This is a genomic window from Leifsonia sp. NPDC080035, assembly GCF_040050925.1.
GTDB lineage: Bacteria > Actinomycetota > Actinomycetes > Actinomycetales > Microbacteriaceae > Leifsonia.
Genome location: NZ_CP157390.1, coordinates 1,113,535 through 1,128,685, shown reverse-complemented (window position 1 = coordinate 1,128,685; position 15,151 = coordinate 1,113,535). Strand labels below are relative to the sequence as shown.

At 71.6% G+C, this 15,151-nt stretch carries 13 protein-coding genes; 8 read left to right on the top strand and 5 right to left on the bottom strand.

Features of this window, described 5'->3' with window-relative positions:
• The first annotated feature begins 34 nt into the window (after positions 1-34).
• Positions 35-3,862, top strand: a complete 3,828-nt coding sequence (locus AAME72_RS05440) for a putative Ig domain-containing protein (protein ID WP_348789223.1) — start codon at positions 35-37, stop codon at positions 3,860-3,862.
• Between the two features lie 9 nt (positions 3,863-3,871).
• Positions 3,872-4,921 (top strand): zinc-dependent alcohol dehydrogenase family protein, encoded by a 1,050-nt coding sequence (locus tag AAME72_RS05435; protein WP_348789222.1) that lies wholly within the window; start codon positions 3,872-3,874, stop codon positions 4,919-4,921.
• A gap of 65 nt (positions 4,922-4,986) precedes the next feature.
• Here the strand turns inward: AAME72_RS05435 and AAME72_RS05430 are convergent, their stop codons facing one another.
• The 3 genes from AAME72_RS05430 to AAME72_RS05420 form a co-directional block, all read right to left on the bottom strand.
• Positions 4,987-5,577, bottom strand: a complete 591-nt coding sequence (locus AAME72_RS05430) for a nitroreductase family protein (protein WP_348789221.1) — start codon at positions 5,575-5,577, stop codon at positions 4,987-4,989.
• Positions 5,578-5,693: 116 nt separating this feature from the next.
• Positions 5,694-6,131, bottom strand: a complete 438-nt coding sequence (locus tag AAME72_RS05425) for a Rho termination factor N-terminal domain-containing protein (protein WP_348789220.1) — start codon at positions 6,129-6,131, stop codon at positions 5,694-5,696.
• A gap of 103 nt (positions 6,132-6,234) precedes the next feature.
• Positions 6,235-6,924, bottom strand: a complete 690-nt coding sequence (locus tag AAME72_RS05420) for a DUF1345 domain-containing protein (protein WP_348789219.1) — start codon at positions 6,922-6,924, stop codon at positions 6,235-6,237.
• A gap of 88 nt (positions 6,925-7,012) precedes the next feature.
• Here AAME72_RS05420 and AAME72_RS05415 point away from each other — a divergent pair, with 88 nt between their 5' ends.
• Complete coding sequence (locus AAME72_RS05415) at positions 7,013-7,351, top strand: nuclear transport factor 2 family protein (protein WP_348789218.1); 339 nt, start codon at positions 7,013-7,015, stop codon at positions 7,349-7,351.
• Between the two features lie 16 nt (positions 7,352-7,367).
• On the opposite strand, the gene AAME72_RS05410 is transcribed toward AAME72_RS05415, so the two are convergent.
• Positions 7,368-7,844, bottom strand: a complete 477-nt coding sequence (locus AAME72_RS05410) for a hypothetical protein (RefSeq protein WP_348789217.1) — start codon at positions 7,842-7,844, stop codon at positions 7,368-7,370.
• 453 nt (positions 7,845-8,297) lie between these two features.
• Here AAME72_RS05410 and AAME72_RS05405 point away from each other — a divergent pair, with 453 nt between their 5' ends.
• The 4 genes from AAME72_RS05405 to galU are packed head-to-tail and all read left to right on the top strand — an operon-like array spanning position 8,298 to position 13,810.
• A complete protein-coding gene (locus AAME72_RS05405) occupies positions 8,298-9,857 on the top strand; it encodes a glycosyltransferase family 2 protein (RefSeq protein ID WP_348789216.1) in 1,560 nt (519 codons plus the stop codon).
• On the top strand, positions 9,850-11,361 hold the full coding sequence (locus AAME72_RS05400) for a glycosyl hydrolase (RefSeq protein WP_348789215.1): 1,512 nt from the start codon (positions 9,850-9,852) through the stop codon (positions 11,359-11,361). The genes AAME72_RS05405 and AAME72_RS05400 overlap by 8 nt, the downstream gene beginning before the upstream one ends.
• A gap of 26 nt (positions 11,362-11,387) precedes the next feature.
• A complete protein-coding gene (locus AAME72_RS05395) occupies positions 11,388-12,791 on the top strand; it encodes a UDP-glucose/GDP-mannose dehydrogenase family protein (protein WP_348789214.1) in 1,404 nt (467 codons plus the stop codon).
• Positions 12,792-12,832: 41 nt separating this feature from the next.
• Positions 12,833-13,810: a UTP--glucose-1-phosphate uridylyltransferase GalU gene (galU, locus tag AAME72_RS05390; RefSeq protein ID WP_348789213.1), complete on the top strand. Its 978-nt coding sequence runs from the start codon at positions 12,833-12,835 to the stop codon at positions 13,808-13,810.
• A 28-nt stretch (positions 13,811-13,838) separates the two neighbouring features.
• On the opposite strand, the gene AAME72_RS05385 is transcribed toward galU, so the two are convergent.
• Positions 13,839-14,144, bottom strand: coding sequence for a hypothetical protein (locus AAME72_RS05385; RefSeq protein WP_348789212.1), 306 nt, complete (start codon positions 14,142-14,144; stop codon positions 13,839-13,841).
• A gap of 71 nt (positions 14,145-14,215) precedes the next feature.
• Here AAME72_RS05385 and AAME72_RS05380 point away from each other — a divergent pair, with 71 nt between their 5' ends.
• Positions 14,216-14,974 carry a GNAT family N-acetyltransferase gene (locus AAME72_RS05380; RefSeq protein ID WP_348789211.1) on the top strand — a complete coding sequence of 253 codons (759 nt, stop codon included), beginning with the start codon at positions 14,216-14,218 and terminating at the stop codon, positions 14,972-14,974.
• The last annotated feature ends 177 nt before the right edge of the window (positions 14,975-15,151 follow it).

Genomic DNA, 15,151 nt, shown 5'->3' with positions numbered 1-15,151 from the left:
GCCCCCGCGCGCTCCCCGCGAGGAGCAGACCTCCATGCCGTCTTCCGCTCCACGCCGCCTCGGGCTGACCGCCGCGGCGGTCGTCGTCTCCGTCCTCGCCGCCCTGCTCGGCACCGCGGCGCCCGCCCAGGCGGCGGACGCGACGATCACGGTCGGGACCACGGCGGACGGGGATGCGACCGGAGCGTGCACGTCGCCCGGCATCCTCACCCTCTCCTCGCCCGTCACCTTGCGCAGCGCGATCTGCGTCGCGAACAACCGCGGCGGTGCACAGGTCGTCGACGTGCCTTCCGGCTCCTACGCCCTCACGGGCGGGACGCTGCCGGTCGGCACGCAGCCGGGCGCGGACATCACCATCCAGGGAACGAGCTCGTCGACGATCACCGGGGACGGCGAGCACCAGGTGTTCCTGCTCGACCCGGCGATGATCGGCGGCGTCGCCGTGACATTGGACGGCCTCACCGTTTCGGGGGGCGTCGACGATGTCTACGGCGGCGGCGCGGTGCTCGGCGGCTCGCCGGACCCGAGCGCACCCGCAGACGCGCTGGTCATCCGGAACTCGACCTTCAGCGGCAACCGCGCGAACACCTCCGGCGGTTCCACGGCCGCCCCCGGAGGCGCCGTGCAGTTCGCCGGTGGCTCGCTCACGGTGACGAACAGCACCTTCACCGGCAACGACGCGGGCACCAGTTCCGGCGGCGCGATCGCCTACCAGTCCGTGCAGTCGACCGGTCAGGGCCTCCGCATCGACGGCAGCACGTTCACCGGCAACAGCGCGACGGCCACCGGGCTCACCGGTGGCGCCGCCGTCGACGTCGCCGACACCGCCGCCAGCGGCGTCACGTTCACGATCACGGACAGCACCTTCACCGGCAACACCGTCAACGCGGGCACGGGCCGCTTCCGCGGCTCGGCAATCCTGCTGGAGAGCGGGAAGCTCACCCTGACCGGCTCGACCTTCGGCGGGAACCGCAACGCCACGGCGGACGGTTCGGCCATCGCGGTGAGCGGAGGCGCGCTGACCGCCCAGTACAACCGGTTCGCCGGCGACAACGGCGTGGCCCTCGCCCTGCTCGGCGGGCAGGCTGCGGCCACCGAGAACTGGTGGGGATGCGGGGGAGCGCCGGGCGCGAGCGGCTGCGACGCCGTCTCGGGGCCGGCCACCACGTCGCCGTACCTCACCCTGACCGCGACCGCGGCCGCGAATCCGCTCGTCCAGCCCGCCACGAGCACGACCGTGACCGCGAGCCTCCTCGTCGACTCCGCAGGCGCGGCCGTCCCCGCGACGAAGCTCGGCGCCTTCGCAGGGACCGACGTCGCCTGGACCGCGAACGGGATCGCCGGTGCGACCGTCTCGCCGGGCACGTCCGCGCTCGCCGCGGGCACCGCATCCACCACGTTCACCTCGGCGAGCCCGGGGACCGGCACCGTGACCGCGGCGCTCGCCGGCGCCGGCGCCAGCGCCGCAGTCGCGATCGGGGTGTACGCCCCGCCGGCGATCGCCTCGACGCCGCTGACCGGTGTGGTCGGCCGGCCCCAGTCGTCCGTGATCTCGGCGAGCGGCTACCCGACTCCCGCGCTCGCCCTTGACACCGCGGCGCCCGCGGGGCTGAGCCTGACCGACAACCACGACGGCACCGCGACGCTCACCGGCACCCCGACCGGTCCGGCCGGGGACTACGCCCTGGCGGTGGCCGCGACCAACTCCGCGGGCCGCGTGGTCGCCACCATCCCGTATTCGCTCAACCAGACCGCCGCGTTCTCGAGCCCTCCCAGCGCGCAGTTCCGCGTCGGCAGCGCGGGCGCGTTCACGATCACCACGACCGGTCGCCCGACGCCGTCGCCGATCGCGCTGAGCGGTCCGCTGCCCACCGGTCTCACGTTCACCGACGCCGGGAACGGCTCGGCCACGATCGCCGGGACGCCCGCGCCGGGGACGGGCGGGATCACCACGATCACGCTCTCGGCGACCAACGGCGTCGGCGCTCCCGCGACGCAGTCGCTCACCATCAGCGTCCTCGAGGCTCCGCGGGTCACGAGCAGCGCCGAGACCGCCGCCCGCGTCGGCGACGCCGTCTCCTTCACCGTGACCACCGCGCACGCCTACCCCGTACCGGTCCTCACCCGGACCGGGACGCTCCCGGCAGGGCTCGCCTTCACCGACAATGGCGACGGAACGGCGAGCATCGCCGGAACGCCGACGGGGCCGGGCGGGTCGTTCCCGATCACCGTCGGCGCAACCAGCGCCGCCGGGTCGACGGCGGCGCCGCTGACCATCGTCGTCGCCGAGCCGCCGGCGATCACGCTCGCCGCGTCGAACCAGACCGTCGGCGACGGCGCGACGGCGACGTTCACCGCCGCGGCGAGCGGCTTCCCCGCCCCCGGCGTCCAGTGGTTCGTCTCCGAGGACGGAGGCAGCAGCTGGCGCGAGCTCACGGGCGAGACCGCCCCGACCCTGAGCTTCCGCGCCGCGTTGGCGCAGAACGGGAACCGCTACCGCGCGACGTTCACGAGCACGGCGGGCAGCGCATCCACCGAGGCGACCCTGACGGTCACCCTGACGCCGGGCATCACGAGCGCGGCGGGAGCCTCGTTCGCTATCGGTTCCGCCGGCACGTTCACGGTGACGACGACCGGATCGCCGGTCCCCGCCCTGCGGACGGGCACGACGCTCCCCTCCTGGCTGGGCTTCACGGACAATGGCGACGGCACGGCGACGATCGCCGGAACGCCGCCCGCGGGCTCCGGCGGGGCGTACCCGATCGCGATCACCGCGGCCAACGGTGCGCTGCCCGACGCGACGCAGGACTTCGTGCTGACCGTTCCGGAGCAGCCGGCGATCACGAGCGCCGCCGCGACGACGTTCACGGTCGGCGCATCCGGCTCGTTCACGATCACGACCGCGCCCGGGTATCCGGCGCTCCGCACCCTGGCGGTGTCGGGAGCGCTGCCGAGCGGCGTGCGCTTCGTCGACCGCGGCGACGGCAGCGGCGTGCTCACGGGCACGCCGGACGCAGGGACGGGAGGGGTCTATGCCCTCACGGTGACCAGCGCGAGCGCCGGCTCCCCGGCGGCGACGCAGGCGTTCGTGCTCACGGTCGACGAGGCCGCGACCTTCACCAGCGCATCGCGCCTGGAGGTGACGCGCGGCGTCGAGGTGGACTTCGCGATCGCGACGGGCCACGCGTATCCCGCGGTCACGGCGATCGGCGTCGCGGGGACGCTTCCGGCGGGTCTGGTCTTCACGGACAACGGCGACGGTACCGCGACCATCACAGGCACGACGCTGGATGCGGAGGGCTCCGTCCCGCTGACGCTGACGGCCGGCGCCGGGAGCCAGACGCTGACGCTCGAGGTCTCGAACGCCCCTGTCCGGCCGCTGCCCGCCGTCCCGATCGTCGCGGACGGACCGCTCGGCGGCGTGCCGAGCACCGCGGTCCCCGGCCAGTCGCTGACCGTGACCGCCTCCGGCTTCGCCGCCGACTCCCCGGTGACGTTCGGCATCTACTCGACCCCCGTCGTCGTCGCCCAGGTGGATGCGGACGTGAACGGGGTCGCGACGGCGACGATCGTCATCCCGGCCGGCTACACGGGAGCGCACACGCTGCTCGCGATCGGCACGGCGCCGGACGGCTCGGAGCGGGTGCTCCGGTCGGCGGTGCTGCTGCCGGGCGGGACCGGTGGCGGCTCTGGTGGCCCGGGCGGCTCGGGTGGCGGTGCGGGCGAGCCTGCAGCCCCGGCGGGCGCGGGCGGCGGCCTCGCCGGCACCGGGAGCGACGTCGGCGGCATCGCCCTCCTGGCCGTGCTGCTCCTGGCCGCGGGCGTCGCCGTCGTGGTGAGGAGGCGCGTGCGCCGGGCGTAGTCTCGGAGCATGCTTGCCACCATCATCCACGGGGAACGCGACGTCCGTCTCGAGGAGGTCCCCGACCCCGTCCTCTCCACCGGGGGCGACGCCATCGTGCGCGTCGTCGCCGCCTGCGTCTGCGGCTCGGACCTCTGGCCGTACCGGGGCGTCACGCCCACCGAGAAGCCGCGCCGGATCGGCCACGAGTTCGTCGGCGTCGTGGAGCAGGTGGGCGCTGACGTGCGCACCATCGCCCCTGGCGACTTCGTGATCGCGCCGTTCTACGACTGCGACATGACCTGCGTCAACTGCCGCAACGGCGTCAGCACGTCGTGCCTGCACGGCGGCTGGTGGGGCGCCGCCGACCGCATGGGCGGGTTCGCCGACGGCGGCCAGGGCGAGCGGGTGCGCGTTCCGCATGCCGACGGCTCCCTGGTGGCGACGCCGGAGTACCCGCGCGAGGAGCTCATCCCGAGCCTGCTGACGCTCGCGGATGTGATGGGAACCGGCCACCACGCTGCCGTCTCGGCCGGGGTGCGCGAGGGCAGCACGGTCGTCGTCGTGGGCGACGGCGCGGTGGGCCTGTGCGCGGTGCTCGCCTCGGCGCGGCTCGGCGCATCCCGGATCGTCGCGATGTCGCGGCACGAACCGCGGCAGGAGCTCGCGCGCCGGTTCGGCGCGACGGACATCATCGCCGAGCGCGGGGATGCCGGCGTCGCGGCCGTGAAGGAGCTCTTCGACGGGATCGGCGCGGACTGCGTGCTCGAGGCCGTCGGGACGAAGGAGTCGATGGACCAGGCGATCCGGTCGGCCCGGCCCGGCGGCATGGTCGGCTACGTCGGCGTCCCGAACGGCGGTCCGGAGCTGCCGGTGCGCCCGCTCTTCCAGAGCAACATCGGCGTGAACGGCGGCGTCGCCCCGGTTCGCAACTACGTCGAGGAGCTGCTGCAGGACGTCTGGTCGGGCGCGATCGAGCCCGGCAAGGTCTTCGACCTGGAACTGCCGCTCGCCGACATCGCCGAGGCGTACGCCGCGATGGACGAGCGCCGCGCGATCAAGACGCTGGTCCGCCCGTAGCCGCGAAGAACGCCCTCATCCACGCGGGATGAGGGCGTCTTCGTGTCCGACGGGCGCGGGTCGCGTCACTCGTTGACGAGCAGCACCTCGGGGAGCGGGCGGCGGGTGCGCGGGGCGAGCTCGCGCTCGCGCAGCGCCTCCGGGAGGGCGTCGACGTCGCCCAGGGTGCCGAGAGCGGTCACCGAAACCGGCGTGAAGCGGCCCTCGATTCCGAACGCCGCGCGCAGCGCTTCGGGGTCGAAGCCGCCCATCTGGTGGACGTGGAGGCCGTCGTGGTGCGCCTGGACGCTGAGGTGCGCCATGGCCTGGCCCAGGTCGTAGGTCGCCCAGCGGCGCTCGTTGCCCTCGGCGTCGACGACCTCGGCCACGGCGACGATCAGAACGCTCGCGGCGCCGGCCCACGCGGTGTTGAAGCCCATCAGGGAACCGACGATCGTGTCGAACGCCTCGCTGCCGCGGCGCGCGACGATGAACCGCCAGGGCTGCGTGTTCGCGGCGGACGGCGACCAGCGCGCGGCCTCCAGGGCGGCGGTCAGCTTGTCCTCGTCGATGGTGGCGCTGGCGTCGAACGCTCGCGGACTCCAGCGCTCGGCGAGCGCGGGCAGCAGCGGGACGGAGGTCTCGGCGGCACGGGTGGCGGTGTCGGTGAGCGACATGAGTGGAACTCCTCGAGAGTGGATGGAAAAGGCGCCTCGAGGCCCCATTGCCCGGCTATATCCATACAAACACATGCTCGCCGGGGAGCATTCCCGCCGTCGCGGTCCGCTAGTCGCTAGTCGCTCAGGCGCTCGATGAGCTGGCCCTTGGTCAGGCGCGAGACGTTGAGGATGCCGCGGGCGCGCGCCGCGTCGCGGAGGGCCTGGACGGTCATCCGGTCGAGCTCGGGATCGTGCGGCGCCGAGGTCGCGGCCGACCCGGCGAACTCCGCCGCGGTGTCCGCGTCGTCGTCGGTGACCGTCGGGAGCGGCGGCGTCAGGTCGATCGGCGCGTCCGGCTCGGTGGAGTCGGCGGTGTGATCGGCGCCGTCCGGACGGCGCGCGGGCCCGCCCGCCGCCGGCACCTGCTCGGCCAGCCGCTTCCGCAGCTTCTTCGCGCGCTTCCTGGCGTCCTTGTCGACGGCGGCCGCCGCCTCCACCGCCGCCTCGATCGCCTTCTCCGCGCGTGCGTACGCCTTCTCGGCCGCCTTCTCGAGCTTCTTGCGCTTTCCCATCGGACCTCCTCGGACCTCCCACGTCTCCCCACGAACGTTCCCACTCCCCGGCCGCTGCTTCAACGCCCTCGCAGGTCGCGACCAGGCGGCGTCCGAGCCGGGCTCAGGCGGCGAGGCTGGCGACGATGTTCACCGACAGCGCCAGGATCACGGCGCCGAAGAGGTACGAGAGCATCATGTGGCGCAGGATGACCGCGCGGATCGTCGTGCTGGAGATGTCCGTGTCCGACACCTGGAACGTCATCCCCACCGTGAACGAGAGGTAGGCGAAGTCGAGGTAGCGAGGCGGGTCGTCCTGGTTGAAGGAGATGCCGCCCAGCTCCGGCTTCGTGTAGTACAGCACCGCGTAGCGCAGCGTGTAGAGCGTGTGGATGAAGAACCACGACAGCGCGACGGAGGTGCCGGCGACGATCGCCAGCAGATCCTTCTCGGGCGGTTTGGCCTTCGTCGCCTGCCCCAGCAGCAGGGCGACGGCAACCAGGCTCGCCACCGACGCGACGAGCAGCAGGGTGTCGCTCGTCGTCTTGGACGGATCCTCCCGCGAGGCGTGCGCGCGCGTGGCCGGGCCGTCCATCCTCGAGATGGTGGCCCAGACCCAGACGACGTAGACGGCGCACGCGACCGCCCACCCGGCCGAGGCCGCGAAGACCCAGCCGCCGGTGAACCCGACCACGACGGCGGTGAGGATGCCCGCGCCCACCATGCACGCGACGCGGAGCCGCGAGATCCGGCCGCCCTTCGCCGGACTCTCGGACTTCCGGCTGTCCACCTCGGTGATGCGATCGTCGTCCATGGCCCGATGCTCCCACCGGGGGCCGTTCTTGCCATCCCCGGAGGCGTCGCGCATCCTTGCACATGAACCCCTTCGAAGAAAGGCCGCCATGCCCGCCGAGGACCTGCCCGCTCCGATCGCCGCCTTCATCCAGGCCACCAACGCTGCGGACAGCGCGGCGTTCGTCGCCGCCTTCACGCCGGACGCGGAACTGAACGACTGGGGACGCGTCTTCCACGGCGCGGACGGCGTCGCCTCCTGGAACCGGACGGACAACATCGGCGTCCGCTCGCACTTCGAACTGTTGGACTGGCATCGGGACGGCGACGAGGTGGTCGCCGACCTGCGGGTGAGCGGGGACGGCTACAACGGCACGGGCCCGATGCGCTTCACGCTGCGCGACGGCCTGATAGCCCGCCTCGTGATCGCGCCGACGCCGGGGAGCTGACCGACCGGCCCACCGCTTACGGCGCGAGGTCCTTGTACTGCTCCAGCGCGCCGTCCAGCACCGGCACCCGGAGCGTGAGCGTCTCTGTGCCCGTGTCGAACGTCACATTCGCCAGCGATCCCGGCTTGGCGCCGAGGTCCTCGAACTGCACGGTCTGGCCGCCGCCCGAGTCCGAGCTGCCGATCTGCACCACCTGCGACGGCTCCAGCGAGACGGACTCCTTGCCCGCCGAGGTGCTGATGTCTACGTTCTCGGTCTTGTCGCCGTTGTTGACGAGGCTTGCGACCAGGTTGGTCGGGGTGCCGCTCTCCAGCGTCAGCAGCACGGCGTTGCCGACGAACACCTGACCGACGGTGCCGCTGACGCCGTCGCTCGTCTCCTCGATGTCCTTGGTGTCCTGCGGTGCGAACAGGTCGCATCCCGTGAGCAGGGCGAGCACGGCCGCCCCCACCAGCGCAGCCGTCGCACGGCGTCGGATCGTGCCGGAGATCATGTCGTCCCCTCTCGCAGTGGCGCATCCAGCTGCTGGTTCACGGCGCCAGCATAGCCCCGCCCCTCGGAGCGCGACAGCACCGCGATTTCCGTCACCGGAGTGTGAACGCGATGTGACGGCGATGTAAAACTTCGTCATCTTCGCGACCCGTCTCCGAGCGCGGTCCCGGGGTACAAGACCGCGCTCCGATCCGCGTGGACACGCCCGGGGAGCGCTCCCACGAATCGCCGCGCCACCAGGACTTCGAGACCTCTCATGAGGGTTCTCGCATCGTGTCCGCATGTCGGCGGACACGGGTACAGGAAGCAGGTTCCGGGCCCGATGTCCAACCCGTTCCACCCCCTCTTGCGGGGCACGAATCCGGTCGCGTAGAACTGGGTCCACCCGAACCAGACCAGATCCCCAGCGTTGCGGATGCCGCCCCTCCTTCCCCACCACTGAGAGGTCCCGTCCGTGTTCATTTTCCTGTTGCAGCTCCGGCACATGCTCGGCGGGCACCCGGAGTTCTACCTCTTCGCGATCTACTCCGCCCTGATCTGGGTCATCTGGATCGTGAAGGTCCTGATGTCCCGCCGCTACCGCCCGTACACCGACGAGTTCCACGGCACGACGAGCGTCGTCGTCCCCGTGGTCGACGAGCCGCTCGACCTCTTCCGCGACGTGCTCGGCCGCATGGTCGAGCAGAAGCCGGGCGAGATCATCGTCGTGATCAACGGCGCCCCGAACCCCGAGCTCGCCGAGGTGTGCGAGGAGTTCGCCCCGCTCGTGCGCTGGGTGCACACGCCCATTCCCGGCAAGCGCAACGCCGTGATGATCGGGACCAGGATGTCCACCGGCGAGATCACCGTGCTCGTCGACTCGGACACGGTCTGGACGCAGAACACCCTGAGCGAGCTGGTCAAGCCGTTCGCCGACCAGCGCGTCGGCGGGGTCACCACCAAGCAGCGCATCCTGGAGCCGACGCGCAGCTGGATCACCCGCTGGGCGGACTGGCTGGAGAACTCGCGGGCCCTCTACTCGATGCCGGCTCAGAGCGTCGTCGGGCAGATCGGCTGCCTGCCCGGCCGCACCATCGCCTTCCGCCGCTCGATCCTGATGCGGGTCATGGACAAGTTCATGACGGAGCGCTTCCTCGGCGTGTTCCTGGAGGTCTCCGACGACCGGACGCTCACGAACCTCACGCTCAAGGAGGGCTACCGCACGGTGTACCAGCACACGAGCCTGGTCTACACGGACGCCCCGCTGAAGGTGAAGAAGCTGTTCAAGCAGCAGCTGCGCTGGGCGCGCGGAAGCCAGTACAACACGATGCGCATGCTGCCGTGGATGCTGGGGCACGCTCCGGTGCTCGCGTTCTTCTTCGTGATGGACATCATCCTGCCGTTCCTGCTCGCCGGTGTGCTCGGCGGCTGGGTGTGGCGGTCGATCACCGGCCAGGGCTACAACTTCTACGAGGGCTTCCTGCAGTCCTACGGGGTGCAGGGCGGCATCCTCGCGGTGGTCGCGCTGATGGTCGCCTCGTCGGTGATCAGCATGTCCATCCGGCAGATCCGGCACCTCTCCGAGAAGCCGAGCGACTTCTTCCGGCTGCCGGTGTTCATCATCGTCTCCACGTTCTTCCTGATGCCGATCCGGCTTATCGGGTTCTTCCGGATGGCGCACGCCAGCGGCTGGGGAACCCGAGCCGGAGCGTACGCGGGCGGACCGGGGGAGATCAGCTCCGACGACGAGATCGCCGCGCTCGGCAGCGCCGACCAGCCCGATCCCGGCCCGTCGTCCGCGCGGCCGGCGATCGCCGACGAGGTCGGCGGCGTCACCACCGGCACCGCGCTGGCCGCGGCGACCGCGACCGCGACGCTCACCCGAGCGGAGGCGCGCACCGCCGCCAAGACGGCAGCGGCTGCCGCCCCGGCAAAGAAGACCACGAAGACCCGCCGGCGGCTCAACCCGCTGGCCGCCATCCCCTACCTGATCGGAATCGCGATCCTGACCCTGGAGGCTCTGTTCCTTGTCTAGCCCCACTCTCAGCAGCAAAGCCGCGACCTGGTGGTCGCAGTCCAAGTCACGCTCGCAGGCGACCACCGCCGCCTTCCTCGTGCTCGCGACCGTGCTCATCGGCATCTCGGCCTACGTCTGGGTCTCGCCCACCGGCGCCCCGCTCCGAAAGGCCGTCACCCAGGCGGCCGAGGCCGTGTCGCCGTTCGCCGAGCAGAACGCCGAGCTCCGCCGCAACCTCGAGCGGGCGACCCAGACCGTCGCCTCGCAGAAGGGCAAGATGACGGCGATGCAGAAGGAGGCGCTCGCCGCCCAGGCGACCGCGGCGAAGCAGCTCGCCACCGCGCAGCAGAAGGCCTCCGCGGCGCAGAGCGAGCTCGCCTCGGTGAAGGCTCAGCTCGCGTCCGCGAAGGCCGGCGCGGGATCGGGCAGTCACGGCTCCGGCGCCGACGGGGCGTCAGCGTCCGGCCAGGGCGGCTCAGGCGGTTCGGGCGGCAGCGGTTCAGGCGGCAGCGGTTCCGGCGGCGCCGCACCGATCACGGCGCCGTCGCGCGCCTCGCTGGTGCAGCCGTCCAGCCGCTACTACGGGATGTACACCGAGCAGGCGCCCTTCAATTGGGCGACCTTCGACGCCACCAGCGCGAAGGTCGGCGTCTCGCCCAACCTCGTCGGCTACTTCAGCGGCTGGGACGAGAGTTTCCGCGCCAACGCGGTCACCCGCGCCTGGCAGCAGGGCCGCCTGCCGATGATGACCTGGGAGTCCCGTCCGATCGACGCGGGCAACGACTCCAACGTCGCGCCGGAGTACTCGCTGCCGAACATCATCAACGGGAAGTTCGACGCCTACCTGCACCAGTACGCGAAGGATGTGGTCGCCACCGGGCTGCCCCTCGCCATCCGCCTCGACCACGAGATGAACGGTATCTGGTACCCGTGGTCGGAGACCGACGGTCAGGGCAAATCCATCAACGGCAACAACGTCGGCGATTACGTGAAGATGTGGCGCCACGTGCACGACGTGTTCCAGCAGGAGGGCGCGAACAAGCTGGTGATCTGGGTGTGGGCGCCGAACATCGTCAACAACCTGCCCGCCACCCACAAGGCGGACGGCTACCTGGCCGGTCTCTACCCCGGCGACGACTACGTCGACTGGGTCGGCCTCTCCGGCTACATGCGGCCGCCGTACAAGTCCGACAACGACTTCAGCTTCGACTACACGTTCTCCGCGAGTCTGAAGGAGTTGAGGGCGATGACCGCGAAACCGATCATCCTCGCGGAGGTCGGAGCGTCGGAGACCGGAGGCCACAAGGCCACCTGGATCACCTCCTTCTTCGACAGCCTCGCGAAACCCGAGAACTCCGACATCATCGGCTTCTCCTGGTTCAACCTCGCCGTCACCAGTTACGTCGAAGGCGTCCGCGCCACCAACGACTGGCGCATCGATTCCCGCGCCGACACCCTCTCGGCGTTCATCACCGGCCTCACCAGGCCGGAGGACGACTTCACCCTCACCCCGGCCGGCTGACCAGGCCGCACACGAAAGGACCGGACATGACCACCACCAAGAAGGCCCAGAAGGACCAGCCGGCTCCCCGCATCAGCGTGATCGGCACCGGTTACCTGGGCGCTACCCACGCCGCAGCGATGGCAGAGCTCGGCTTCGACGTGATCGGCGTCGACACCGACCCGCGCAAGGTCGAGGAGCTGAAGGAGGGCCGCGCGCCGTTCTTCGAGCCCGGCCTGCCCGAGCTGATCCGTTCGAACGTCGCCGCAGGCCGGCTCACGTTCACCACCGACATCGCCGAGGCGGTCGCCGTCTCCGACGTCCACTTCATCTGCGTCGGGACGCCGCAGCAGTCCGGCTCGTTCGCGGCGAACCTCTCCTATGTGGAGGCGGCGGCGCGCGGGATCGCGGAGAACCTCACCCACGACGCGCTCATCGTCGGCAAGTCGACGGTGCCGGTCGGGACCGGCGCCCGGCTGCGGGCGATCGTCGCGGACGCGGCCCCGGCCGGCGTGCAGGCCGAACTCGTCTGGAACCCGGAGTTCCTGCGCGAGGGCAAGGCCGTCGAGGACACCCTCTCGCCTGACCGCCTCGTCTTCGGCGGCGCGTCCGCCCGTGCCGAGGCGCTGCTGCGCCGCGTGTACGCGAAGCCGATCGCGGACGGTTCGCCGGTGATCGTCGCCGACCTGCCCACCGCGGAGCTGGTGAAGGTGAGCGCCAACGCGTTCCTCGCAACGAAGATCTCGTTCATCAACGCCATCGCCGAGCTGTGCGATGTCGCAGGAGCGGATGTCTCGCTGCTCGCGGACGCTCTCGGGCACGACGCGCGGATCGGCCGGCGCTTCTTGAACGCGGGCCTCGGCTTCGGCGGCGGCTGCCTCCCGAAGGACATCCGCGCGCTGATGCACCGCTCCAACGAGCTGGGCGCGCACAGCGCCGTCGGACTGCTGCAGCAGGTGGACGAGATCAACATGGGCCGTCGCCAGCGGGTCATCGACCTGGCGCTGCAGGCGCTCGGCGGCTCCGTCCTGAACCGCAGGATCGGCGTGCTCGGCGCGGCCTTCAAACCGCACACCGACGACGTGCGCGACTCCCCGGCGCTGAACGTCGCCGCGGCCCTGCACCTGCGCGGCGCACAGGTGGTCGTCTACGACCCGGAGGCCCGAGCGACCGCGCAGCGGCTGTTCCCGACCCTCGGCTACGCGGACTCGCTGCACGAGGCGATCGAGGACGCCGACCTCACGGTCGTGCTCACCGAGTGGGACGAGTTCACGAACGCGGACCCCGCCGAGCTCCGCTCCCTCGTCCGCGGCCGCACCGTGATTGACGCCCGCAACTGCCTCGACGCCGGCGCCTGGACCGCGGCCGGCTGGTCCGTGCGCGGCATGGGCCGCGTGCCGGAGGGTGCCCCGCTGGCCGACGACCTGGCCGAGCTCGCCGCCGTCCGCTGACCACCGCGACCCGCTCGACCACGCCAGAAAGAGGACCATCGATGACCAGTTATGTGACGAAGGCCGTGATCCCCGCTGCGGGGCTCGGCACCCGCTTCCTGCCCGCGACCAAGGCCATGCCGAAGGAGATGCTGCCGGTCGTCGACAAGCCGGCGATCCAGTACGTCGTGGAGGAGGCCGTCTCCAGCGGCCTGCACGACGTGCTGATGGTGACCGGGCGCAACAAGAACGCGCTCGAGAACCACTTCGACCGGAACGCCGAGCTGGAGGACACGCTCGCCAGGAAGGGCGACACCGACCGCCTCCTCAAGGTCAGCTACTCGACCTCCCTTGCCGACCTGCACTACGTGCGGCAGGGCGACCCCAAGGGCCTCGGCCACGCCGTGCTGCGCGCCAAGATGCACGTCGGCCGCGAGCCGTTCGCGGTGCTGCTCGGCGACGACATCATCGACGCGCGCGACCCGCTGCTCAGCAGGATGCTGCACGTCCAGCAGACGCTGAACACCACGGTCGTCGCGCTGATGGAGGTGCCGCCGGAGTCCATCCACCTGTACGGCGCCGCCGCGGTGGTCGAGACCGAGGAGGAGGACGTCGTCCGGATCACCGGGCTCGTCGAGAAGCCGAGCAGGGAGAACGCACCGTCGAACTACGCGGTGATCGGCCGCTACGTGCTGCGCCCGGAGATCTTCGACATCCTGGAGAAGACGCCTCCCGGCAAGGGCGGCGAGATCCAGCTCACCGATGCGCTCGAAGGGCTGGCGTCGGCACCCGCGTGGACCGGCGGCGTGCACGGCGTCGTCTTCCGCGGTCGCCGCTACGACACGGGTGACCGGCTGGACTACCTGAAGGCGATCGTGCAGCTCGCCGTCGCCCGCGACGACCTCGGACCGGACCTGCTGCCGTGGCTGCGCGAATTCGCCGCGAACGCGGGGCCGGCCGACACCGGGTCCATCCCGGCGCTGCCGCCCGTCCCGCTCAGCCCCGCCGCCCGGGAGCTGCTGCAGATCGCGGGAGCATAGCCCGCGCGCGTCACGCCAGGCGGCTCGGTCAGTCCAGGCCGAGCCGCTTGAGCGTGTGCTTCTCGCTGTGGCCCTCGTCCGCCTCCACCTCGTCGATCGCGATCGGGATGTCGGGGCCGACCGCCAGCCACACGAAGCCGTCGCGATGCACCAGCGGCACGAGGTCGGTGGTGCCGTCGCGCAGCAGCGTGCGGATGCGCTTCAGCAGTGCGTAGCCCTCACTCGGCTTGGTCACGTACGTCTTCCGGCGGTAGTGGATGACGTGCGCGATCGTCTTGGCGCTCAGCGCGCTGATCTCGGCGGGTGGGAGCGGATCCATCGCGGTCTCGGTCATGCCACGCACGGTACGCCGCCCGCGATCGCTTGGGCAGCGTCGGTCCGCGCGGCATCCGCTAGGTTCGGCTGATGGACACCGTCGCGCCCGCGCTCCTCGACCGCCTGGCCGACCGCGGCTGGCCCGCGCTCGAGCGGGAGCCGCTCGACGGGTGGACGCTCCGGGCCTCCGGCGGCGTCACGAACCGCGCGAACTCGGTGCTGGCGTCCGGGGAGCCGCGCTCGCTCGCTCCGGCGGTGGAGGCGGCCGAGGACTGGTACGCGGGGCGCGGCCTGCCGTGCGTGTTCCAGGTGAGCCCGGCGAGCCCGGAGGGGCTGACGACGCTGCTGAGGTCCCGCGGGTACCGCGAGCACTCGGAGACCGCGATCCTGGTCGCGTCGGCGCCGGCGCCGGCACGGGACGTCGAGGCGTCCGGGGGAGGCGCGGCCGGTGCGGTCGCCATCGCCGAGAGCCCGAGCGACGGCTGGCTCGACACCTGGTGGAGTGTGGACGGCCGCGGCGGCGAGCCCGAGCGCGCGATCGTGGAGCGCATCCTCGCCGGCGGTCCCGCCCTGTACGCCTGGACCGGCGACGCCGACGCCCCGGACGCCGTCGCCCGGCTCGCCCTCGTGGACGACTGGGGCGGACTGTACGCCGTGGCGACCCGGCCGGAGGCCCGTCGGCGCGGGCACGCCCGCGCCCTGGCCGCGGCGCTGGCGGCCGAGGCCGCGGCGCGCGGCGTGGAGCGGCTGTGGCTGCAGGTGCTGGCGGACAACGGCCCGGCGAGCACGCTCTACGAGACGCTCGGGTTCCGCCCGGCCTCCCGCTACGCGTACTGGCGGCGCGGTTAAACCACGATGCCGGGCGATATGGATACTAGGGATTTCCATATGCCCGGCATGCGTTTCGGGGTTATCGCCGATGGATTATTCGGGTTCCCCCGACGACTCACCAAGACTATCGGACGTGTCGGTCAAATGGAGGACATTCTTGTACCCCACCTACCCCCAGAACGGGGGTCATGGCGA

Coding starts and splice junctions, on each gene's coding strand:
- AAME72_RS05440 (WP_348789223.1), top strand. CDS start 35: ATGCCGTCTTCCGCTCCACGCCGCCTCGGGCTGACCGCCGCGGCGGTC.
- AAME72_RS05435 (WP_348789222.1), top strand. CDS start 3,872: ATGCTTGCCACCATCATCCACGGGGAACGCGACGTCCGTCTCGAGGAG.
- AAME72_RS05430 (WP_348789221.1), bottom strand. CDS start 5,577: ATGTCGCTCACCGACACCGCCACCCGTGCCGCCGAGACCTCCGTCCCG.
- AAME72_RS05425 (WP_348789220.1), bottom strand. CDS start 6,131: ATGGGAAAGCGCAAGAAGCTCGAGAAGGCGGCCGAGAAGGCGTACGCA.
- AAME72_RS05420 (WP_348789219.1), bottom strand. CDS start 6,924: ATGGACGACGATCGCATCACCGAGGTGGACAGCCGGAAGTCCGAGAGT.
- AAME72_RS05415 (WP_348789218.1), top strand. CDS start 7,013: ATGCCCGCCGAGGACCTGCCCGCTCCGATCGCCGCCTTCATCCAGGCC.
- AAME72_RS05410 (WP_348789217.1), bottom strand. CDS start 7,844: ATGATCTCCGGCACGATCCGACGCCGTGCGACGGCTGCGCTGGTGGGG.
- AAME72_RS05395 (WP_348789214.1), top strand. CDS start 11,388: ATGACCACCACCAAGAAGGCCCAGAAGGACCAGCCGGCTCCCCGCATC.
- galU (WP_348789213.1), top strand. CDS start 12,833: ATGACCAGTTATGTGACGAAGGCCGTGATCCCCGCTGCGGGGCTCGGC.
- AAME72_RS05385 (WP_348789212.1), bottom strand. CDS start 14,144: ATGACCGAGACCGCGATGGATCCGCTCCCACCCGCCGAGATCAGCGCG.
- AAME72_RS05380 (WP_348789211.1), top strand. CDS start 14,216: ATGGACACCGTCGCGCCCGCGCTCCTCGACCGCCTGGCCGACCGCGGC.